At 68.9% G+C, this 20,595-nt stretch carries 16 protein-coding genes and 1 pseudogene; 11 read left to right on the top strand and 6 right to left on the bottom strand.

Going from position 1 to position 20,595, the window contains the following annotated elements; all coding sequences use genetic code 11:
* Positions 1-19: 19 nt before the first annotated feature.
* Together LDO15_RS06305 and LDO15_RS06300 are read right to left on the bottom strand one after the other, a co-directional pair.
* Positions 20-133 (bottom strand): annotated as a pseudogene (locus LDO15_RS06305) (NAD(P)H-quinone dehydrogenase); the annotation flags it as partial.
* Between the two features lie 495 nt (positions 134-628).
* Positions 629-2,044 carry an NAD(P)H-quinone dehydrogenase gene (locus tag LDO15_RS06300; protein WP_223985121.1) on the bottom strand — a complete coding sequence of 472 codons (1,416 nt, stop codon included), beginning with the start codon at positions 2,042-2,044 and terminating at the stop codon, positions 629-631.
* Between the two features lie 135 nt (positions 2,045-2,179).
* On the opposite strand from LDO15_RS06300, the gene LDO15_RS06295 reads away from it, so the two are divergent.
* Entirely contained in the window at positions 2,180-2,998 is an 819-nt protein-coding gene (locus tag LDO15_RS06295; RefSeq protein ID WP_223985119.1) for a purine-nucleoside phosphorylase, read from the top strand.
* Positions 2,999-3,066: 68 nt separating this feature from the next.
* On the opposite strand, the gene LDO15_RS06290 is transcribed toward LDO15_RS06295, so the two are convergent.
* The gene (locus LDO15_RS06290) at positions 3,067-3,546 is read right to left on the bottom strand and encodes an Rrf2 family transcriptional regulator (protein WP_223985117.1); all 480 of its coding nucleotides are present in this window, start codon (positions 3,544-3,546) and stop codon (positions 3,067-3,069) included.
* Between the two features lie 141 nt (positions 3,547-3,687).
* Between LDO15_RS06290 and LDO15_RS06285 the strand changes: the two genes are divergently transcribed.
* Positions 3,688-5,427, top strand: coding sequence for a phospho-sugar mutase (locus LDO15_RS06285; RefSeq protein ID WP_223985113.1), 1,740 nt, complete (start codon positions 3,688-3,690; stop codon positions 5,425-5,427).
* A 25-nt stretch (positions 5,428-5,452) separates the two neighbouring features.
* Here LDO15_RS06285 and nirD read toward each other — a convergent pair whose 3' ends face one another.
* Positions 5,453-5,845 carry a nitrite reductase small subunit NirD gene (gene nirD, locus LDO15_RS06280; protein ID WP_223985110.1) on the bottom strand — a complete coding sequence of 131 codons (393 nt, stop codon included), beginning with the start codon at positions 5,843-5,845 and terminating at the stop codon, positions 5,453-5,455.
* A 364-nt stretch (positions 5,846-6,209) separates the two neighbouring features.
* On the opposite strand from nirD, the gene nirB reads away from it, so the two are divergent.
* The 6 genes from nirB to LDO15_RS06250 all read left to right on the top strand — a co-directional run bounded on the left by nirB (position 6,210) and on the right by LDO15_RS06250 (position 13,323).
* A complete protein-coding gene (nirB, locus tag LDO15_RS06275) occupies positions 6,210-8,783 on the top strand; it encodes a nitrite reductase large subunit NirB (protein ID WP_263428377.1) in 2,574 nt (857 codons plus the stop codon).
* 2 nt (positions 8,784-8,785) lie between these two features.
* The gene (gene cobA, locus LDO15_RS06270; RefSeq protein WP_223985105.1) at positions 8,786-9,820 is read left to right on the top strand and encodes a uroporphyrinogen-III C-methyltransferase; all 1,035 of its coding nucleotides are present in this window, start codon (positions 8,786-8,788) and stop codon (positions 9,818-9,820) included.
* 8 nt (positions 9,821-9,828) lie between these two features.
* Positions 9,829-11,031 (top strand): uroporphyrinogen-III synthase, encoded by a 1,203-nt coding sequence (locus tag LDO15_RS06265; RefSeq protein ID WP_223985101.1) that lies wholly within the window; start codon positions 9,829-9,831, stop codon positions 11,029-11,031.
* 241 nt (positions 11,032-11,272) lie between these two features.
* Complete coding sequence (locus LDO15_RS06260) at positions 11,273-12,184, top strand: FAD-dependent oxidoreductase (RefSeq protein WP_223985098.1); 912 nt, start codon at positions 11,273-11,275, stop codon at positions 12,182-12,184.
* Between the two features lie 162 nt (positions 12,185-12,346).
* Positions 12,347-13,045 (top strand): deoxyribose-phosphate aldolase, encoded by a 699-nt coding sequence (deoC, locus tag LDO15_RS06255; protein WP_223985096.1) that lies wholly within the window; start codon positions 12,347-12,349, stop codon positions 13,043-13,045.
* A gap of 53 nt (positions 13,046-13,098) precedes the next feature.
* Complete coding sequence (locus LDO15_RS06250) at positions 13,099-13,323, top strand: hypothetical protein (protein WP_223985093.1); 225 nt, start codon at positions 13,099-13,101, stop codon at positions 13,321-13,323.
* A gap of 69 nt (positions 13,324-13,392) precedes the next feature.
* Here LDO15_RS06250 and LDO15_RS06245 read toward each other — a convergent pair whose 3' ends face one another.
* The gene (locus LDO15_RS06245; RefSeq protein ID WP_223985091.1) at positions 13,393-14,223 is read right to left on the bottom strand and encodes a metal-dependent hydrolase; all 831 of its coding nucleotides are present in this window, start codon (positions 14,221-14,223) and stop codon (positions 13,393-13,395) included.
* A gap of 4 nt (positions 14,224-14,227) precedes the next feature.
* Positions 14,228-17,926, bottom strand: coding sequence for a transcription-repair coupling factor (mfd, locus tag LDO15_RS06240; RefSeq protein ID WP_223985089.1), 3,699 nt, complete (start codon positions 17,924-17,926; stop codon positions 14,228-14,230).
* A gap of 273 nt (positions 17,927-18,199) precedes the next feature.
* Between mfd and LDO15_RS06235 the strand changes: the two genes are divergently transcribed.
* Genes LDO15_RS06235 through LDO15_RS06225 form a run of 3 tightly spaced genes read left to right on the top strand, consistent with a single transcriptional unit; the run spans position 18,200 to position 20,536 of the window.
* Positions 18,200-19,765, top strand: a complete 1,566-nt coding sequence (locus LDO15_RS06235) for an SDR family oxidoreductase (RefSeq protein WP_223985087.1) — start codon at positions 18,200-18,202, stop codon at positions 19,763-19,765.
* Positions 19,766-19,812: 47 nt separating this feature from the next.
* Positions 19,813-20,310, top strand: coding sequence for a DUF2505 domain-containing protein (locus tag LDO15_RS06230; RefSeq protein WP_223985085.1), 498 nt, complete (start codon positions 19,813-19,815; stop codon positions 20,308-20,310).
* Positions 20,311-20,314: 4 nt separating this feature from the next.
* Complete coding sequence (locus tag LDO15_RS06225) at positions 20,315-20,536, top strand: hypothetical protein (RefSeq protein WP_223985083.1); 222 nt, start codon at positions 20,315-20,317, stop codon at positions 20,534-20,536.
* The last annotated feature ends 59 nt before the right edge of the window (positions 20,537-20,595 follow it).

Genomic DNA, 20,595 nt, shown 5'->3' with positions numbered 1-20,595 from the left:
GCTGCAACCTCCGTCTTTGTCACCTGTGAACGTGGAGCCGCCGGGCCGCTTCGGAGACGGAGCCGCTCAGGGACGGGTGCCCGGTGAAGGTGCTGGCGACGTCGTCGACGTGCGGTTTCTGGGTCACCGCGAGAGGCCGCGAAGAAAAGTTCCGGGGCGTAAAGACGACACCGCCCATCACGGGATACAGATCTTGGCCATGATCCATGATGTGCGCGCCCGGCCGGGCCGCGCCACGGCCGAAGGTCCCAGGGCCGGCGCCGCTCAAGGAAGTCCCAAAGCTCCAGCGACAGGTGTTGACCCCGCGGTGTAGCCCGCCGGCACGGCAACCCAAAGAGCGCATCCGCCGCTCATCTTGGCCACGGGAAGCAACGGCCTCAGCCTGTTTTCCACCGATCTTCCAAAAGACGATCTTCCAAAAGACGCAGCGCCGTCCGCGGTGCAGTACAACGGGCGCATCGTTTCCACCATCGCCCCCACCGGGACCTTCACCCTTCTCAGCACCTCCGGAACAAGGACAGATATCTGTGCGGCGCCGGCATAGTCGCCGGCATAGTCGCTGACATCCCGGAGACAGGCAAAGGGTCCAACGGCAACATGCCGGTGGACCCTTTGACGTGCAAAGAATCTACATGTGAACGTGGAGCCGCCGGGCCGCCTCGGAGATGGAGCCGCTGAGCGACGGGTACACGGTGAAGGTGCTGGCGACGTCGTCGACGTGCAGTTTCTGGGTCACCGCGAGGGAGATCGCGAAGATGAGCTCGGAGGCGTTCGGGCCGACGACGACCCCGCCGATCACGGTGCCGGAGCCCTTGCGCGCGAAGATCTTGACGAAGCCGTCGCGGTGGTTGCGCATCTTGGCGCGGGCGTTGCTGCGCAGCGACAGCTTGATGATGTCGGCCTGGTACTTGCCGGAGTCGATCTCGGCCTCGGAGACGCCCACGGAAGCGATCTCGGGCGAGGTGAAGATGTTGGACGCCACCTGGTGCAGCTTGATCGGCATGACGGCATCGCCCAGGAAGTGGGCCACGGCAATCCGGCCCTGCATCGCGGCCACGGAGGCCAGGGCGAGGACGCCGGTGCAGTCGCCCGCGGCGTAGATGTTCGGCGCCGTGGTGCGCGAGACGCCGTCGACCTTGATGTGGCCGCTCTCGGTGAGCGCGACGCCGGCTTCCTCCAGGCCGATGCCGGCGGTGTTCGGGATGGAGCCGACGCAGACGAGGCAGTGGCTGCCGGTGACCTTTGAACCGTCGCCGAGGGTGACAACGACGCCGTCGCCGGTGCGTTCCACGGTCTCGGCGCGGGCGCGGGAGAGGACCTTCAGCCCGCGGCGTTCGAAGACGCCCTCCAGGACCTCGGCGGCGTCGGTGTCCGAGCCAGGCAGCACGCGGTCGCGGCTGGAAATCAGGGTGACTTTGGAGCCCAGCCCGTTATAGGCCGAGGCGAATTCCGCGCCCGTGACACCGGAACCGACCACGATGAGCTCTTCGGGCAGCTCGTCCATGTTGTAGATCTGGGCCCAGTTCAGGATGCGCTCACCGTCCGGCCGCGCGGTGGGCAGCTCGCGCGGGTGGGCGCCGACCGCGAGCAGGATGGTGTCGGCTTCCACCAGTTCGGTGCCCTCGGAGGTCAGGACCTCGATGGTGTGGCTGTCCAGCAGCCTGCCGGAGCCGATCAGGATGCGGACGTTCTGGTGTTCCAGCCCGGCCTGGATGTCCTCCGACTGCTTCCGTGCCAGGCGGAGCAGGCGGTCGTTGATGTGCTTGAGGTCCGCGCGCATCGCCGGGGCAAAGTCGCCGCCGTCGACGTCGAACTTGACGCCCAGCTCTCCGGCCTCGCCGACGCGGGTCATCAGGTCTGCCGTCGCGATCAGGGTCTTGGAGGGAACGACGTCGGTCAGCACCGCGGATCCGCCCAGTCCCGCCCGCTCGATGATGGTGACTTGCGCCCCCAGCGAGGCGGCGACCATGGCGGCTTCGTAGCCGCCGGGCCCTCCGCCGAGGATTGCAATACGGGGTGAGCTGAAATCGGGATGCGTAGTCACAATCAACCATTGTCCACCATCCGAACCGGAGCAACCAAGAATCGGGGCCGCCGCGGGCCTCGGCCGACGCCGCAGTGCCCGGGCAGTACCGCGCGGGTGCTGGGCAGCAGGCCCGGCGCGCGATAGCTTGTACCAGTGAGCTATACAGAATTCCTGAATGCGGACCCCTTCGAGGCCGCCCGCGACGCCGCCGACTACATCGCCGAAGAGACGGGCGTGGATGCCCACGACGTCGCGCTGGTGCTCGGATCGGGCTGGGGTGAGGCGGCCGAACTGATCGGCGAGACCACCGCGACCTTGTCCGCGGCCGAAATCCCCGGTTTCACCGAGCCGTCAGTGGTGGGGCACGTGGGCACCATCCGTTCGGTGCTGACCAAGGAGGGCAAACGGGCCCTGGTCCTGGGCGCGCGCACGCACTATTACGAGGGAAAGGGCGTCCGCTCCGTCGTCCACGGCGTGCGCACCGCCGCGGCCACCGGCTGCAAGACCCTCGTGCTGACCAACGGCTGCGGCGGCCTCAACGAGGAGTGGACGCCCGGCACCCCCGTGCTGATCAGCGACCACATCAACCTCACCGCCACCTCGCCCCTGGAAGGCGCCACATTCGTGGACCTGACGGACCTGTACTCCTCCCGCATCCGCGGCCTGGCCCGCGAAGTGGACCCCTCCCTGGATGAGGGAGTGTACGCCCAGTTCACAGGGCCGCACTACGAAACGCCGGCCGAGGTGCAGTACGCCAAACGGATCGGCGCGTCTCTCATCGGCATGTCCACGGCGCTGGAGGCCATCGCCGGCCGCCACGCGGGCATGGAGGTTTTCGGCATCTCGCTCGTGACCAACCTCGCGGCCGGGATCAGCCCGACTCCGCTCAGCCACGAGGAAGTCCTCGAGGCCGGCCACGCCGCCGGACCGCGCATTTCCAAGCTGCTCGCCGGGATCATCGCCAAGCTCTGACCCTCCCCCTCCGCGGGGTGCCGGCCGGAGGGGCGGACACAGCGGAGGCCCTGGGCCGCCGGCTGCGGCTATTCCGCCGCCAGGTAGTCCAGGACCTTCACTTTGTCCGCCGGGAACCGCCGTTCCATCGAGTCCGCGATCCCGGCGATGCTCTGGCGTGCCAGCGCCTGCCGCCAGGCGAGTTCGGCCTGGCGCATGGTCTGGGAGATAAGGCACGTCCGGGCGAAGTTCTCCTGCCGAACCGGCTCCGGGACGTTTCCGAGGATCGCTTCACACCGGAAGGCCGGGTCCTGGCCCTCCAGCGCCAGGACGATGTCCAGCACGGTGATGTTCTCCGGCCTGCGCGCCAGCAGGAACCCGCCGTGCGGTCCCGACACCGACTCGAGCACCCCTGCCCGGACCAGCGACTGGAACTGTTTGTTGAGATAGGCGGCGGGCAGCTTGTAGAACTCCGCGAGCCGGGCACTGTTCACCGGTTCGCCCGGCGGTGTCCAGGCCATGTTGACGCAGCTGTGCACCGCCCATTCCACCCCGCGGCCCATCTTCATATTCCAGACGCTACGTGTCCGGAAATTTGGGTGTCAAGGCCTCACGTGTTCAGGGCGTTCGGGCCGGACGTGATGCAACTGAAACCCCGACTCCCGATTGCCGGGGCGGAATCGGACGCGATTGGCGATAGTTTGGTTCCTATGACGTCTTCTGATGCCGACCTCGGCCGACTCCTGAGCGATGCCCGCGACTGGGCAGACCAGGACCCGGACCCCGCCACTGCCGCCGCACTGTCCGAGCTGGTCCGTCTCACCGATGCCGGCGTCGCGGTGGCCCGGCAGGAACTGGCCGACAGCTTCAGCGGCACCCTGCAGTTCGGCACGGCCGGACTGCGGGCAGCCCTCGGCCCGGGCCCGAACCGGATGAACCGTGTAGTGGTGCGCCGCGCCGCAGCAGGCTTCACCGCCTTCCTCACCTCCGCGGTCGCGCAGGCCTCCCCCGGCACCCGGCCGCGCGCCGTCGTCGGCTTTGACGCCCGCTACAACTCCGATATTTTCGCGGCGGAAACCGCCGCGATCCTCACCGCTGCCGGCGTGGAAACCTTCCTCATGCCCGCCGCGCTGCCCACCCCGCTGCTCGCCTATGCGGTGCGGGCCCTGGACTGCGACGGCGGCGTCATGGTCACCGCCAGCCACAACCCGCCGCAGGACAACGGCTACAAGGTGTACCTCGGCCGTCATGCCGTCGAGGAGAGCGGCCGCGGCGCCCAGATCGTGGCGCCCTACGATGCGCTGATTGCAGAGCGGATCGACGCCGTCGGCGCCCTCGATTCAATCGTCCTGGCCGCGGACGGCTGGACCGTCCTGGCACCCTCCATCGCCGCCGAGTACCAGCGCGCCGTCGCGGCCCTGGCTGCTCGGGAGCACTTCCCGGCCCGCGGGCTGAAGATCGTCCTGACCCCCATGCACGGCGTGGGCGGGGAAACGGCGGTGGCGGTGCTGAACGCGGCAGGTTTCGCCGACGTCACGCTCGTCACGGAACAGGCACAGCCGGACCCCGACTTCCCGACGGTGAACTTCCCCAATCCCGAGGAACCCGGAGCCCTGGACCTGGCCCTCGAGACGGCAGCGCGCGAGGACGCCGACATCGTGATCGCCAACGACCCCGACGCCGACCGGGCCGCCGTGGCGGCGAAGGACCCGGCCACCGGCGCCTGGCGCATGCTGCGCGGCGACGAGGTCGGAGCCCTGCTGGGCGCCCATATCGTGGCCCGGCAGGCCGCCGGCGGTCAGGCACCGGCCGGCGTGTTCGCCAACTCGATCGTGTCCTCCCGGCTGCTGGCGCGGATTGCGGCCGCGGCGGGCTACGCCCATGAGGAAACCCTGACCGGCTTCAAGTGGATCGCCCGCGTGCCGGGGCTCGTCTACGGCTACGAGGAGGCGCTGGGTTACTGCGTCGCCCCCTCGCTGGTGCGCGACAAGGACGGGATTTCGGCCGCGGTCCTCATCGCCGAACTCGCGGCGGCCGCAAAAGCCGAGGGCAAGACCATCTTTGACACCCTGGATGAGCTCTACCTCGTGCACGGCCTGCACGCGAGCGACCAGCTGAGCATCCGGGTGGCGGACCTCGGCCTGCTGGACGCGATGATGAACCGGCTGCGGGTCAGCCCGCCCGAAGCCTTCGGCGGTTCCGGCGTCGAGACCGTCACCGACCTGGCGGTCGGCAGCGAGCACCTCCCGCCCACCGAAGGCCTGCTGTATCTGACCAAGGACCTCAGCCGCGTCATCATCCGCCCCAGCGGCACGGAACCGAAGCTCAAGTGCTACCTCGAAGTCATCCGCGGTGTCGACTCGGCCGCCGAACTGCCGGAGGCCCGGACCGAGGCCCGCGCCGCGCTGGACAGCGTCCTGGCCGACGTCCGTGAGGCCCTCGGACTCTAGCCGGCCGCAATCGGATAAGAGGCCTTTACCTGACCTCGACGTCGATGAAGCCGTCCACGACCCGGGTGCGGTAGGACGGCAGGCTCAGCTCAGGGTTGACGAGGCACTCCCCGGTTTCGAGGTCGTAGACCTCCTTGTGCAGCGGCGAGGCGATGGTCGGGCGCGAGCCGCGGGAACCGGTGATACCCCGGGCCATCACGTGCGCGCCGGTGGCGGGGTCCTCCTGGGCGACGGCGAAAACCTCACCGGTCACGGTCCGGAACAGCGCGATCTGGCGTCCGGAAATCAGTGCAGCCTCGCCCCAGCCGGGCTCCAGGTCCGCTACGGCGCACACACGGTGCCAGCCGGATACAACAGCCTGCCCGGCGGCCTGGTCCTCTACTGCGTCGTTGATTGCGGTTTCAAGTACGGCGGTCATCCCGGCCCCTCTCTAATACATCCCATACGGGCTCAACCGCTGTTGCGGCCACATATTCAAGCTAGGCGGGCGGTGTTTCATCGGGACGTGCCGGATGTGTCCAACGCGTAAAAGAGTGCTCACACGGCCGGAAATGCATTCGTGATGCAGAAGTTAAGATCACGAAACATAAGGGAAACTGAAGCGAAATTCCCGTTGCCTAGTCTGGAACGACAAGCTGCAGAGCACCGTCTGCGGCCCATGCGAAAGGCCCACCGTGACCGGACACCCTTCAAGCCACCCGAACCAGGGCGCAGCCAGCGCCGCCCCGCGCCGTATTGTGGTGGCCGGCGGCGGCCCCGCGGCGCACCGTTTCGCCGATGCCATGCACGCCCGCGGACTCGACGGCTGGCATGTAACAGTCCTCACCGAGGAAGCCCACCTCCCCTATGACCGCGTCGCGTTGAGCAAGGCGCTCACGGACAGCGACGTCGACCTCACCTTGGGCAGCGCCTCCATGTGGGACCACGAGGCGCTGAACCTGAAGACCGGCGAGCGCGTCGTCAGCATCGATGCCGCCGGCAAGTCGGTCAGGACCGCGGCCGGAACCGTCTACCCGTATGACGAGCTGGTCGTCGCCACGGGCTCGGACGCGGCGCGCCTGCCCATCCCGGGCGCAGAACTCACCCACGTGTACCGCACGCTTGAGGACGTCTGGTCCATTAACAAGGCGATCGCGGAGCTCACCGCGAAGCTTGGCCGCAAGGTCAACGCGGTCACCATCGGCGGCGGTCTGCTGGGCCTCGAATCGGCCGCGGGCACCGAACAGCTCGGCGCCACCCCGATCGTCATCAACGGCTCCCCCTGGCTCATGAACACCCAGCTTGACGAGGGCGCCGGTCAGGCGCTCGGCCGGCTCATCGAGGCCAAGGGCTTCACCGTCCACGGCGGCGTATTCCCCTCCGAGGTCCTCTCCGACGACGACGGCCAGGTCACCGGCGTCCTCATGGCCGACGGCCGTGTGGTCGAGGCCGACATCGTGATCGTTGCGATCGGCGTCCGGCCCCGCGATGAGCTGTTCCGCGCCGCAGAAGGTGAAGAGCAGCAGTTCCAGCTCGGCCAGCGCGGCGGCGTCGTCATCTCCGACGACTGCTCCACCGAGGTTCCCGGCATCTGGGCCATCGGCGAGGTCGCCAACTTCGGCGGCATGTGCCTGGGCCTCGTGGCCCCGGCCAACACCATGGCCGAAATCGTCGCGGACCGGCTCCACGGCGGCGACGCAACCTTCCCCGGCTTCGACACGGCCACCAAGCTCAAGCTCTCCGGCGTCGACGTGGCAAGCTTCGGCGACGCGTTCGCACGCACGGAACACTCCCTTGAGATCGTGTACGCCGACCCGGCCCGCGGTGTCTACCAGAAGATCGTCACCACGGACGACGCCAAGACCCTTCTTGGCGGCATCTTTGTCGGCGACGCCGCCCCCTACACTTCCCTGCGCCCCATGCTGGGCCGCGAACTCGCCGCCGAACCCGGCGCCTACCTCACCGCGGCCGGCGGCGGCGACGCCCCCGAAACCGAACTGCCGGACGACGCCATCCTGTGTTCCTGCAACAACGTGACGGCCGGAACCATCCGCGACACCGTCAACGGCTGCGGCGCCTGCGACGGCAACGCGCCCGTCCAGGAACTCGGCGAACTCAAGGGCTGCACCCGCGCCGGAACCAGCTGCGGCTCGTGCGTGCCGATGCTCAAGAAACTGCTCGAAAGCGAACTCACCAAATCCGGCGTCGAGGTCTCGAAGGCGCTGTGCGAGCACATCGAACTGTCCCGCCAGGAACTCTTCGACGCCATCCGCGTCCTGGAACTGACCTCCTTCGAGGAGATCATGGCCAAGTACGGCACCGGCGACGGCTGCGACATCTGCAAGCCGACCATCGCCAACATCCTGGCCAGCCAGAACAGCGCCTACGTCCTGGACGCCGGACGCGGCACCCTGCAGGACACCAACGACCGTGCCCTGGCCAACATGCAGAAGGACGGCACCTACTCGGTGGTCCCGCGCATCGCCGGCGGCGAGATCACCCCGAAGAAGCTCGGCGTGATCGCCGCGGTCGCCGAGCAGTACGGCCTCTACACCAAGATCACCGGCGGCCAGCGGATCGACATGTTCGGTGCCCGGCTGGAGCAGCTTCCGGAAATCTGGAAGCTGCTCGTGGACGCCGGGTTCGAATCCGGCCAGGCCTACGGCAAGAGCCTGCGGACCGTGAAGTCCTGCGTCGGCTCCACCTGGTGCCGGTTCGGGGTCCAGGACTCGGTGGCCATGGCCATCCAGCTCGAACTGCGCTACCGCGGCCTCCGCAGCCCGCACAAGCTGAAGATGGGCGTCTCCGGCTGCGCCCGCGAATGTGCCGAGGCCCGGGGCAAGGATGTCGGTGTCATCGCCACGGCGGACGGCTGGAACCTGTACGTCGGCGGCAACGGCGGGGCCACCCCGGCGCACGCCCAGCTGCTGGCCAAGGACCTTGACGATGAAACCCTCATCAAGTACATCGACCGCTACTTCATGTACTACATCCGCACCGCCGACCGCCTGCAGCGCACCGCGCGCTGGCAGGAAGAGCTCGACGGCGGCATCAAGCACGTTGAGGACGTCGTGGTGCACGACACCCTGGGCATCGCCGCGGACCTCGAAGCCGCCATGGCCAAGCACGTTGACACCTACATCGACGAATGGGCCGACACCCTGAAGGATCCCGAGCGCCTCCGCCGCTTCCGCTCCTTCGTCAACGCCCCGGACCAGAAGGACGATTCCATCACCTTCGTCCCCGACGAGCGCGGCCAGATGCGCCCCGCCACGGCAGAAGAAAAGGCCCTGGCCGGTCAGCAGCCCGTCCTGATCGGCTCTTCCATCCCGGTCCGTGCCACGACCCCTGAACTGCTTGACCAGAACGAGGTATAGCCATGCAGCTCAGCATTGATCTCACCGGACGCGAAGTCCTGGTCACCGGAGCCGACCACGCCGCGCGCCAGGCCGTGCGGCGCTACGAAGCAGCCGGCGCCGTCGTATACCGCCTCAGCACCCCGCAGGGCGCCGGCGTTGACGGCCCGCTGCCGGAGCGCCCGTTCCTGGTCGCGGCAGTCGAGGACGGCCAGCCCGGCTGGGAAGCCCTCCTGGACCGGTGCCGTGCCACCGGCATTCCGGTGGCGGCCGAGCCGGCGGCCGGACCGGCCGGACACGTCACGCTGGTCGGCGGCGGCCCCGGGACCACCGAACTGCTGACCGTCGCCGCCGTGGCGGCGCTGCGGGACGCCGACGTCGTCTTCTACGACCGGCTCGCCCCGTACCATGAGCTCCCGTCCCTGACCTCGGCCGAACTGGTGGATGTGGGCAAGAAGCCCGGCCACCACAAGGTCAGCCAGGGCGACATCGAAAAGCTCATGGTCGAAAGCGCGCTGGCCGGCAACAATGTGGTCCGCCTCAAGGGCGGGGACCCCTATGTCTTCGGCCGCGGCGGTGAAGAAGTCGCTTCCTGCGTTGCTGCCGGGGTCCCGGTCCGCGTGGTGTCCGGCGTCACGAGCGCCATCTCGGTGCCCGCGGCAGCCGGCATTCCGGTCACGCACCGCGAAGTCAGCCACATGTTCACCGTGGTCTCCGGCCACGCCCCGCTGACGGAGAACGAACTGACGCACTTGGCCGGGCTCGGCGGGACCATTGTGGTCCTGATGGGCATCGGCACCCTGCACCACCTCGCGGCCGGCCTTCGCCGGGCCGGGATGCGGGCCGACATGCCGATGGCCGTCGTCGAACGCGGCTACCGCCCCGGCCAGCGCACCACGATCGCCGAGCTGGGCACCATCACCACCGCAGCCGCGGGCTGCAGCAACCCGGCCGTCCTGGTGATCGGTGAGGTCGTCCGGGTGGCCGAGGCCAACAGGGGCTCCGCCGAGGCCACGGCCGAGCTTGACCGCCTGGCCGCATCACTGATGGAAGCATAAGGATTGTCATGAGCGCACTGAACGCCATCGCCGCAGCCTTCCCCGAGCCCGGCGCCGCCGCACCGCCCCACACGTCCGGCACCGCCGCACCGGAACCCGCCGAAGACGGGTCCGAGAAGGACCTGCCCTTGGACGGCTTCCGGATCGGCGTCACCTCGCACCGCCGCTCCCAGGACCTCATCGAGGCCCTGGAGCGCCGCGGTGCCGAGGTGCTTCACGCCCCGGCGCTGAAAATCGCCCCGGTCCGGGAGGACCAGAGCCTGATCGAGGACACCCGGGCGATTATCGATGCCCGGCCCGATCTCTGCATCGCTACCACCGCGTACGGCATGCGCCGCTGGTGCGAGGCGGCGGACACGTTCGGCATTGGCGAACAGCTGCTCGAGACCCTGTCCGCCACCCGCATGTTCGTCCGCGGGCCCAAGGCCCGCGGCGCTGTCCGCGCGGCCGGACTCGCCGACGTCGGGATCAGCAGCGACGAGACCACCTCCACACTGGTGGACATGCTCCTGGCCGAGGGCGTGCGGGGCAAGACGGTCGCGGTGCAGCTGCACGGCTACACCGATGTCCGGCAGCTCGAGCGGCTGCGCATGTCCGGCGCCACGGTCCTGACGGTCACCCCGTACCGCTGGGTCAAGCCGGACGGCGCCGACCGGCTGCCCAAGCTCATCGAAGCCGCGGTCAGCGGCAACCTGGATGTCCTGACCTTCACGAGTGCCCCCGCCGTCGATGCGATGTGGAGCACTGCGCACGAGATGGGCGTCTACAAGCAGCTCGTGGAGAGCCTGAAGACCACCGTGGCGACCGCCGTCGTCGGACCCATCACCGCCCAGCCGCTGCTGGACGCCGGACTCCACCCGCTGATCCCGGAACGGTTCCGGATGGGCGCCCTGATCCGGCTGGTCTGCGAGCACCTGGCGCTCAACCACGTCCGCCGGCTGGACACCGTGGCCGGCAGTGTGGAGCTGCGCGGCCGCTCGCTGCGCATCAACGGCGAACCGATCGAGATGGCACCGGCGCCCCTGCTGCTGCTGCGCGCGCTGATCGGCGCCGGCGGGGCCGTGCTGTCCCGCGAAGCACTCTCGGATCTCCTGGAACTGCGCGGCTCCGTGCATGCCCTGGACATGACCGTCAGCCGGCTGCGGTCCGCCCTGCCGGACACCCGGCTCGTCGAAACGGTCGTGAAGCGCGGCTACCGGATCCGGGTCTAACGCAACGCGGGGTCACTTAGAGCCCGTCCCGCCGTGACTTATGGGCGCCAAGTGACCCCGCGTTGCCTTGTTACCACCTTCGCGGGGTGTGACGCACGACATTACCGGCCGGTAAATACTGGCGAACAGAGAGGGCAAAAGCGGCAACGCCCGGGAAACACCCCGGAAAAATCGGCCGCCTACGCTGGGCTTATCAAGCACACCGGCCACATCATGGCCACCCCAGCGAAAGGGCCTGAACATGTCCGCTCCGGCATTGTCTCCCACCACGTCGTCCCCGACATCAGCCGCCTCCGGCACCGCCTCTGCCACGACGGCCACCACGGCCGCCCGGCCCAGGATCGTCATCGCCGGCGCCGGCCCGGCCGCCCAGGCCCTCGTCCGCCAGCTCACCCGGACCCCGTTTGCCGGTGCCATCACGGTCCTCAGCAACCGCGACGACGCACCCGAGGAACTCCTGGAACTCGCCGTCCTGCCCCAGGTGTCGGTCCGTTTCGGCCAGCCTGCCAGCTACATCGATGCGGGGAACCGCCGCATCACCACCGCCGACGGCATGGAATTCGCCTATGACGAACTCGTCATCGCCACCGGGTCCGCCCCCGCCGACGCTCCGGTGGAAGGCGCCGCACGGTGCCTGAGCTACTCCACGATCGACGACGCCGCCCGGCTGGGCGAAGCCGTCAAGGACGTCACCCGGGTCCTGGGCCGGCGTCCCCTGGGCATCCTGGTCGGCACGGGCTCGGCCGCGGGCCAGGCCGAGGCCGTCCTCCGGTCCCGCGGCGTCCGCCCCGTCCGCACCACCGTCCGTCCCGCCGCCGTCGTTCCGACCCTCGCCGGGTCCGTGCTGCCGGCGTCCGGCATCGTCTTCGAGGACGGCTCCAGCATGAGCGGTGACCTGGTAATCCTCGCCGAGGAGCGCATTGCCCGCGACGAACTGGCCGCCACGGCCGGACTCACCACCGCGCCCGGCGGCGGGATCGTCATCGGCCAGGACTTCCGCACCTCCGTGCCGGGCATCTGGGCAATCGGCGACGCGGCAGCCTACGACGGCGTCCGGCTGGGGCTGCTCGTGGCATCCGGTTCCGCCGCATCGGTGTGCGCCTCCCAGCTGCTCCAGGCCACCATGGCCCGGCCCCTGGCGGCGGCCGCCTGAGCGTCCCGGAACGGGCCCGGCGGAGGCATCCGGCGGGCCCGTTCCTATGGCAAGATGGTCACCTGATAAGCCGCGAACCAAGCGGCGCCGCCAGGGCCCGCAGGCCCACAAGGCCCGGGAAGGGACCGCCGCGTCCCGAGGCCCGCCAGGAAAGGGACCAGCATGAGCCACGAAGCCGCCACCGGAGGCACGCCCGACATCGCCTCCTACATCGACCACACCCTGCTCAAGCCCGAGGCCAGCGAGGCCGAGATCCTCAAGGTCTGCGCCGAGGCCGCCGAGTACCATTTCAAGTCGGTCTGCGTGAACCCGGTCTGGGTCAAAACCGTCAAGACCGCACTGAAGGGCTCCGGGGTGCTGACGTGTTCCGTCGTAGGATTCCCGCTCGGCGCCACGCCGAGCGACGTCAAGGCCTTCGAGGCCCGCGGCGCCGTCCTGGACGGTGCCGAGGAAGTGGACATGGTCATCAACATCGCCGCGGCCCGCGCCAATGACAAGGGCGCGCTGGTAGACGACATCGCCGCCGTCGCCGAGGCCGTCCACGAAGGCGGGGCCATCCTGAAGGTCATCATCGAAACGGCGCTGCTGAGCGATGAGCAGAAGGTGCTGGCCTGCCAGGCTGCCGTGGAGGCCGGGGCCGACTTCGTCAAGACCTCCACGGGCTTCAACGGCGGCGGGGCCACGGCCGGGGACGTCGCCCTCATGCGCCGCACCGTGGGCCCCGACGTGGGTGTCAAGGCCTCCGGCGGCGTGCGTTCCCTGGCTGATGCACAGGCTATGATTGCTGCAGGTGCAACACGTATTGGCGCCAGCTCCGGCATCGCGATCGTCACGGGTGGACAGGGTTCGTCCGCGTACTGATCCGTTTCGGCAGCGCCCACAGTTTTGAGCCCCCAGGGGCCGAGGAGGAACGTATGTCCAGCAACAACACCCAGTCCCGGCAGGTCGAGAACAGCCTCGGATCCAGCATCGCACTGTTCGTGCCGATGATCGTTCTGTTCCTGGGGGCGATCTACTCGCTGTCCTTCCTGACGCTGGCCAACCCGTGGCCGATGGCCGTCTGCCTGGTCCTCTTCGCCCTCGCCTTCTGGATCCCGCAGACGCTGCTGGGCCGTTCGGACTCGGCGGGCGAAAACTAGGCTCTCCCATTCCTTAAATGACTGAAGCTCCGGAGATTTTCCGGAGCTTCAGTCATTTAAACAGGCACGCTACCCGGGCAGCAGCGCGAACAGGCCCCTGACCAGCCCCATGCCGAGCGCCAGGGCCGCCGGGAAGTGCGCCTTGGCCACGGCCAGTCCCGCGCCGAACATCCCCACCATCGCGTAGCCGCTGACCGGGATGAGGACGAGCCACTCCCGCCGCGAGCCTGCCCGCCCCAGCAGCGGGATGGAGAACGCCCCGTTGGCCTTCCAGACGTTCTTGAGCAACGGCAGTTTCCGCAGGACCTTCGGCGGCTTGATGACAATCGGCCAGAGCAGCGGCACTCCGCCGGTGGTGATCATGTCCCCCACGATGTGCACCAGCACGCCGGTGAGCATCGAGACCGGCAGCCAGGTCCACTGGTGCGGGGCAAACCATGTCACCAGGCCCGCCATGGCCAGCGCGAACACCCAGTTGCTGATCCAGCCGTACTTCGGGAAGAGCTTCAGGGCCTTCGCGGCGATGTTGATCATGAACATGCACAGCAAGCCCGCCCCGACGGACAGCAGCCCCCACTGGGTCTGCACCTGCAGCTGCCCGGCGATCGTGGCCAGCAGCACGAAGAACACCGCGCCGATCACCGAATGCGTGCCCTGCCGGTGGCCCCCGCTGACGTGCTCAATGCCGCGCGCCACCAGGTTCGACAGCGGCGGCAGCGCGTGCGCCACGGTGCTGGCGCGGTGGTCCCAGTCGCAGACCAGCGCGGTCCCCGCCGTCGCCATGGCGCCGATCACGATCCCGGTCGGATCCAGCGGATACCAGCCCAGCGCGTACGGGCCGGTCGAGGCAATGGCTACCCAGGCCGCGGCCCCCGACGCGGCATGATGTCCACCCATCATTCTGTTATTTCACCGCCGGTGTGACCGACAGCGGCGCGTCGGAGAAGATGTTGCGGATAACGCCGTTGGCCCACTCCAGGATTTCGGCGTCCTGCAGGTCCCGGCCGCCGATCCTGGCCGTTTTCGGTTTGGGGATGAGCACCGCGTCCAGGGCCGGTTTCGCCTGCGCGCCGGGGTACATCCGGGTGAGGCGCATGAGCTTGGACTCGGGCAGCTGCGCCGGGGAGAACTTGATGAAGTTGCCCTGCAGCGCGACGTCGGACAGGCCGGCTTCGCGGGCCCCCACCCGGAAGCGGGCGACGTCGATCAGGTTCGTTGCGGGCAGCGGCAGTTCGCCGTAGCGGTCCACGAGTTCGGCGCGGACCTCGTCGATCGCCTCGTGGGTGATGGCGCTGGCGAGTTTGCGGTAGGCCTCAAGGCGCAGCCGTTCGCCGGGCACGTAGTCGTGCGGCAGGTGCGCGTTGACCGGCAGCTCGATCTTCATTTCCGCGGCCTTCTCCTCGGCCTCGCCCCGGTATTCGGCCACGGCCTCGCCCACGAGCCGGATGTAGAGGTCGAACCCTACGCCCTGGATATGGCCGGACTGCTCGCCGCCGAGCAGGTTGCCGGCGCCGCGGATCTCCAGGTCCTTCATGGCCAGCTGCATGCCGGCGCCGAGCTCGTTGTGCGTGGCGACGGCCTTGAGCCGTTCCAGCGCCACCTCGCCGAGCGGCTTTTCCGAGGGGTAGAGGAAGTAGGCGTAGGCCCGTTCACGGCCGCGGCCCACCCGTCCGCGCAGCTGGTGCAGCTGGGAGAGGCCGTACTTGTCCGCGCCGTCCACAATCAGGGTGTTGGCGTTGGAGATGTCCAGGCCGGTCTCAATGATGGTGGTGCAGACCAGGACATCGAAGCGCTTCTCCCAGAAGTCCACGATGATCTGCTCCAGCCGGCTCTCGGACATCTGCCCGTGCGCCACCTCCACCCGGGCCTCCGGGACCAGTTCGCGGATCTTGGCGGCAGTGCGGTCGATCGTGGACACCCGGTTGTGGACGAAGAACACCTGTCCTTCGCGCATGAGCTCACGGCGGATCGCGGCGGAGGTCTGCTTGTCCGTGTACGGCCCCACGTAGGTCAGCACGGGGTGGCGCTCCTCCGGCGGCGTGGCCAGGGTGGACGTTTCGCGGATCCCGGTCAGGGACATCTCCAGGGTCCGGGGAATCGGTGTGGCGCTCATGGCCAGGACGTCCACGTTGGTGCGCATCTTCTTCAGCGCCTCCTTGTGTTCGACGCCGAAGCGCTGCTCCTCATCCACGATCACCAGGCCCAGGTCCTTGAAGCCAAAGTCCTTGGACAGGAGCCGGTGCGTGCCGATCACAACATCCACGGCACCCGATTTGACCCCTTCGGCCGTCTCCTTGGCCTCCTTCCCGCCCTGGAAGCGGGACAGCGGCTTGACGACGAGCGGGAACCCGGAAAACCGTTCGGTGAACGTCTCGTAATGCTGCTGGGCCAGCAGGGTTGTGGGCACCAGCACGGCGACCTGCTTGCCGTCCTGGACCGCCTTGAACGCCGCCCGCACGGCGATCTCGGTCTTGCCGTAGCCGACGTCGCCGGAAATGAGCCGGTCCATCGGGATCTCGCGCTCCATGTCGGCCTTGACCTCGTTGATGGTGGTCAGCTGGTCCGGGGTCTCCACGTATGGGAAGGCCTCCTCAAGCTCCCGCTGCCACGGGGTGTCCGGGCCGAAGGCGAAGCCGCGGGAGGCCATCCGGGCCGAGTACAGCCGGATCAGCTCCCCGGCGATCTCCTTGACGGCCTTGCGGGCCTTGGACTTGGTGCTGGCCCAGTCCGCGCCGCCCATCTTACTCAGGGCCGGAGTGTCCCCGCCGACATACCGGGTGACTTGGTCCAACTGGTCGGTGGGCACGAACAGCCGGTCACCCGGGGCTCCGCGCTTGGACGGGGCGTACTCCAGGACCAGGTATTCCCGCACCCCTTCGCCCCCGCCCGCGACCCTGCGCTGGATGAGCTCCACGAAACGTCCGATGCCGTGCTGTTCATGCACCACGGAGTCCCCGGCCACGAGCTGGAGCGGATCCACGGCGTTCCGCCGCTTGGACGGCATCCGGCGCATGTCCTTGGTGGACCCTGCGGACGTCCGGCCCAGCAGGTCAGCCTCGGTCAGCAGCGCCAGCTTGAGCGGCTCCAGGACAAAACCACGGCCGACGGCGGCGGTGGTCACCTCGATCAGTCCGGGCTGCGGCTCGTCGTCGAGCCTGTCGACCCGGGCGCAGGGGATGTTGTTGTCGTGGAAGAGCTCGGCGAGGCGCTGGGCCGGCCCGGGCCCCTCCGTGACCACCACGATCCGCCACTGGTCCCGGACGCGGGAGCCGATGAAGTCCATCATTTCGGCCACTTCGCCCTGGTAGCCGCGGGGCTCGCGGGCATGCAGGTTCAGGACGTCGACGTCGGGCAGGAGTTCCTCGTCGGTGGCGAGGGAGGTGATGGACCACCAGGAGACGCCGTGGGCGAGGGCGGTGGTGCGGGTGTCGGTCAGTGACCGGAAGCTGGCCGAATGCAGGGCCTCAGACGCCGCGGAACTCAAAACAGTATCCAATGCCAGAGGCACTGTTCCGCCATCGGACGCCGTCGACCAGGCCGCCTCGAGGAACTCCTCGTTGGTGGCGGCGAGGTCGTGGGCGCGGGTGCGGACCTTTTCCGGCTCGATCACCACGGCGACGGACCCCGACGGAAGCTGGTCCAGGAGCGGGACCATGGCATCGACGAGGACCGGGGCCAGCGACTCCATGCCCTCCACCGCGATGCCGCCGGCGATCTTTTCCAGCATGTCCGCGGCAGCGGGCAGCTGTGATTTCAGTGTCGCGGCGCGGGACATGACCGACGGCGTGATGAGGATTTCACGGCACGGCGGCGCGTGCAGCTCGGTGGGATGGTGTACACCGGGCGCGGTCAGCGATCGCTGGTCGGCGACGGCGAACCAGCGCATCTGTTCGACTTCATCGCCGAAAAACTCGACCCGGATCGGGTGGTCCTCGGTGGGCGGGAAGACATCCAGCATGCCGCCGCGGACCGCGAATTCGCCGCGGCGGGTGACCATGTCCACACGGGCGTAGGCGGCCGCGGCGAGGCTCTTGACGACGTCGCCGAACGGGGCCTCCTGGCCGGTGGTCAAGGTGACGGGGACAAGTTCGCCCAGGCCCGCCACGAGCGGCTGGACCACTGCGCGGACCGGGGCCACGACGACGCGCAGGGGGCCGGCGCCGGCGGCTTCGGGGTGGGCCAGGCGGCGGAGCACGGACAACCGGCGGCCCACCGTATCCGAGCGCGGGGAGAGCCGCTCGTGCGGCAGGGTTTCCCAGCTGGGGAACTCGGCGACGGCGTCGGCGGGCAAGTAGGCGCGCAGGGCCTCTGTCAGGTCCTCGGCCTCCCGGCCGGTGGCCGTGACGGCCAGGACGACCGGTGCCGTCCCGGTGGCTCCGCCCGCGCCCGTCTCGGCAGTGCCGGATTTGTTCGCCGCGAGAGTCATGAGTCCGTCTGCCATTTCCGCGAGCAGCGTGGACCGCATTCCGGCCGGAGCGCTGATCTGGTAGTCCTCGCTGCGGGCGCTGAATCCCCGGGAGGCCTCGGCCCGGACGCGGGCATAGTTTCGGTCCTCGGCCAGGACGCGGCGCAGACCGGTAAGAGAGGGGCCGTTGAGGCTCATAGCTGTTGCTCCTGAGATGATCACGGAAATGCAGGCAACACGAATAGCCGGAATTCGCGAGAATCCCGGGTCTTCCAAGCCTACCGCGGAGCCCGGCGCCGCCCGCACCCGGCCGGCACGTCCCGGCCCTCACGTCCCGGCCCTGGAACCGGCCGCGGAAAATGTGCGCGGGGTTAGGCTGGCAAAGGAGCGGGCGGCGGCCATCCGCTGCGGCCTGCGCTCCGAATCGCTGAGTAGGCCATTCGCCATCTTGCTGCATGAGAAGGAGTCACCATGAACGGCACCGCCGCAGCCTCTGACCCCGCGGGAACGCCTGTTCCGGCCCCGCAGGCGGCCCCCGCCGCACCTGCCACCGCCAAATCCGTGCTGGTCACGGGGGCCACCGGCTACATCGGCGGACGCCTGGTCCCCCGGCTCCTGGAAGCCGGGCACAGGGTCAAGGTCCTGGTCCGCACGCCGGCCAAGATCGCCGGCGTGCCGTGGCTCAACGACGTCGAGGTGGTCCAAAGCAGCCTCGACGACGGCGAGGCACTGCGGGAGGCGCTAAACGGCGTCGACGTCCTGTACTACCTGGTGCATTCCATGGCGGCCGGGTCCGGCTTCGAGGCCAAGGAAAAGGCGATGGCCGCGACGGCAGCCCGGGCGGCGGCCGCGGCCGGGGTGGAGCGGATTGTGTACCTCGGCGGCCTGCACCCGGCCGGCGCCGAACTGTCCACCCATATGCGCTCCCGCGAGGCTGTGGGGAAAGTCTTCCTGGACAGCCCGGTCGACGCAGTGGTCTTCCAGGCCGGCGTCGTCATCGGTTCAGGCTCGGCGTCGTTCGAAATGATCCGGCACTTGTCCGAGACGCTCCCGCTGATGCCCGCGCCGAGCTGGGTGCGCAACAAGATCGAGGCGATCGCCGTCCGCGACGTCCTGTACTACCTCGTGGCCGCGGCGTCGCTGGAAGGGAGCATCAACCGGACGTTCGACATCGGCTGCCGCCAGGTGCTCAGCTACGCGGGAATGATGAAGGAATATGCCGCCGAGGCCGGCCTGCCGCACCGGGTGGTCCTGGCGCTGCCGGTGCCCGCCCCGAAACTGGCCGGCATGTGGGTGGCGCTGACCACGCCGATCCCGCTCTCGATGTCCCTGCCGCTGGTCGAATCGCTCCAGCACGACGCCGTCGCCCGGGAGCATGACATCGACGCGTACATCCCTGTGCCGGAGGGCGGCCTGACCGCCTACCGGCGGGCCGTGGCCCTCGCCCTGGGCAAGGAACGCGATGGCCAGGTGGAGACCACCTGGGCCAGCGCCGGCGTCGACGCCGATCCGCTGCCAAGCGATCCGGAGTGGGCCGGCCACACGGTGTACGTGGACGAGCGCAGCTTCGCCAGCGATGTGGACCCGAAGCACGTGTGGACCGTCATCGAAGGAATCGGCGGCCGGAACGGCTGGTACTCCCTGCCGCTGGCCTGGCAGGTGCGCGGCTGGCTGGACAAGCTCACCGGCGGGGCGGGTTTGCTGCGCGGCCGCCGGCACCCGCACCTGCTGGCGGAGGGTGAGGTGGTGGACTGGTGGCGGGTCGAGCGGATCGACCGTGGCCGGCTGCTCCGGCTGCGGGCCGAAATGCGGGCCCCGGGCCGGGCCTGGCTCGAACTTTCGGTGGAGCACGACGGCACGGGCAGCCGCTACCGTCAGCGTGCCATCTTCTTCCCCAAGGGCCTCAGCGGCCGCCTGTACTGGCTCGCCGTGTTGCCGTTCCACAGCGTCATATTTCCCGCCATGTCCCGGAATATCACCGCCGCCGCCCGGGATCTGGAAAACCTCGAATCGGCCCCTGCCAGGTACACCACGTAGGATGTTGGAGCCCGAATCGTCCACTTCCTTACAACGGAGGACCCCCCATGGCCCTGAGTGCATCCACCACCGTTCCGCACAGCGTCGACCGCGTGACCGCGGTTTTCGTCAATGAAGACTTCCTGCGCCACACGAGCGAACTCGTCGGCGGCACCCTGGAATCCTTCGCCGTTGACGGAGATCCTGCCGGCGCCTTCAGCACCACCACCGTGCGGACCATCCCCACCACGCGGATGCCCGACATCGCCCGGAAATTTGTCGGCGAAAGCCTGAAGGTGACGCAGCTGGAGGCCTGGGAGGCCCCCGCCGCCGACGGCTCCCGGCAGAGCAAGATCTCGCTCAAGGTCGCCGGCGCACCGCTGGACGTCAGCGCTGTCCAGCGTCTCGTGTCCGACGGCGGCGGCACCCGGATCGAGCTCGAGGGCAACGTAACGTCCTCGGTGCCGTTCCTTGGCGGCAAGATCGCCGATGCCGCCGAGCCGATGGTCGGCAAAGCCCTGAACCTGCAGTCCCAGCAGGCCCAGGCCTGGCTCGAGAGCCACTAACGCCGTGGAACTGCCCGCGTTCCTCGCCGTCGTCCTGATCGTCGCCGGAGTCTGGTCCCTGGTGGTCTGGCCGCAGTTCCTGCGCCGGGTCATGAAGGACCCGCGTGCCCGCGACGCCGACGGCAAGGCCACGCGCTTCCTGACCGTCCATGTGGTCCTCGTGAGCATCTCCATGGTGCTGGGGGCCGCGACGGCGGCGATCGGCATTGCCGGGCTGCTCGCCTAGCAGCCGGCACGGCCGGCAGCCCGCACAACCGGCAGCCCGCACGACTGGAATCCGGCCCG

The organism is Arthrobacter sp. NicSoilB8 (assembly GCF_019977355.1).
Taxonomy (GTDB): Bacteria; Actinomycetota; Actinomycetes; order Actinomycetales; family Micrococcaceae; genus Arthrobacter.
The sequence above is the reverse complement of the archived record's forward strand: the minus strand, read 5'-3'. Positions and strand labels throughout refer to the sequence as shown.

Excerpts from the sequence above, each read along its gene's own strand:
- LDO15_RS06290 (WP_223985117.1), bottom strand. The coding sequence starts at position 3,546 with ATGAAGATGGGCCGCGGGGTGGAATGGGCGGTGCACAGCTGCGTCAAC.
- LDO15_RS06285 (WP_223985113.1), top strand. The coding sequence starts at position 3,688 with ATGACGTCTTCTGATGCCGACCTCGGCCGACTCCTGAGCGATGCCCGC.
- nirD (WP_223985110.1), bottom strand. The coding sequence starts at position 5,845 with ATGACCGCCGTACTTGAAACCGCAATCAACGACGCAGTAGAGGACCAG.
- nirB (WP_263428377.1), top strand. The coding sequence starts at position 6,210 with ATGCACGCCCGCGGACTCGACGGCTGGCATGTAACAGTCCTCACCGAG.
- cobA (WP_223985105.1), top strand. The coding sequence starts at position 8,786 with ATGCAGCTCAGCATTGATCTCACCGGACGCGAAGTCCTGGTCACCGGA.
- LDO15_RS06265 (WP_223985101.1), top strand. The coding sequence starts at position 9,829 with ATGAGCGCACTGAACGCCATCGCCGCAGCCTTCCCCGAGCCCGGCGCC.
- LDO15_RS06260 (WP_223985098.1), top strand. The coding sequence starts at position 11,273 with ATGTCCGCTCCGGCATTGTCTCCCACCACGTCGTCCCCGACATCAGCC.
- deoC (WP_223985096.1), top strand. The coding sequence starts at position 12,347 with ATGAGCCACGAAGCCGCCACCGGAGGCACGCCCGACATCGCCTCCTAC.
- LDO15_RS06250 (WP_223985093.1), top strand. The coding sequence starts at position 13,099 with ATGTCCAGCAACAACACCCAGTCCCGGCAGGTCGAGAACAGCCTCGGA.
- LDO15_RS06245 (WP_223985091.1), bottom strand. The coding sequence starts at position 14,223 with ATGATGGGTGGACATCATGCCGCGTCGGGGGCCGCGGCCTGGGTAGCC.
- mfd (WP_223985089.1), bottom strand. The coding sequence starts at position 17,926 with ATGAGCCTCAACGGCCCCTCTCTTACCGGTCTGCGCCGCGTCCTGGCC.
- LDO15_RS06235 (WP_223985087.1), top strand. The coding sequence starts at position 18,200 with ATGAACGGCACCGCCGCAGCCTCTGACCCCGCGGGAACGCCTGTTCCG.
- LDO15_RS06230 (WP_223985085.1), top strand. The coding sequence starts at position 19,813 with ATGGCCCTGAGTGCATCCACCACCGTTCCGCACAGCGTCGACCGCGTG.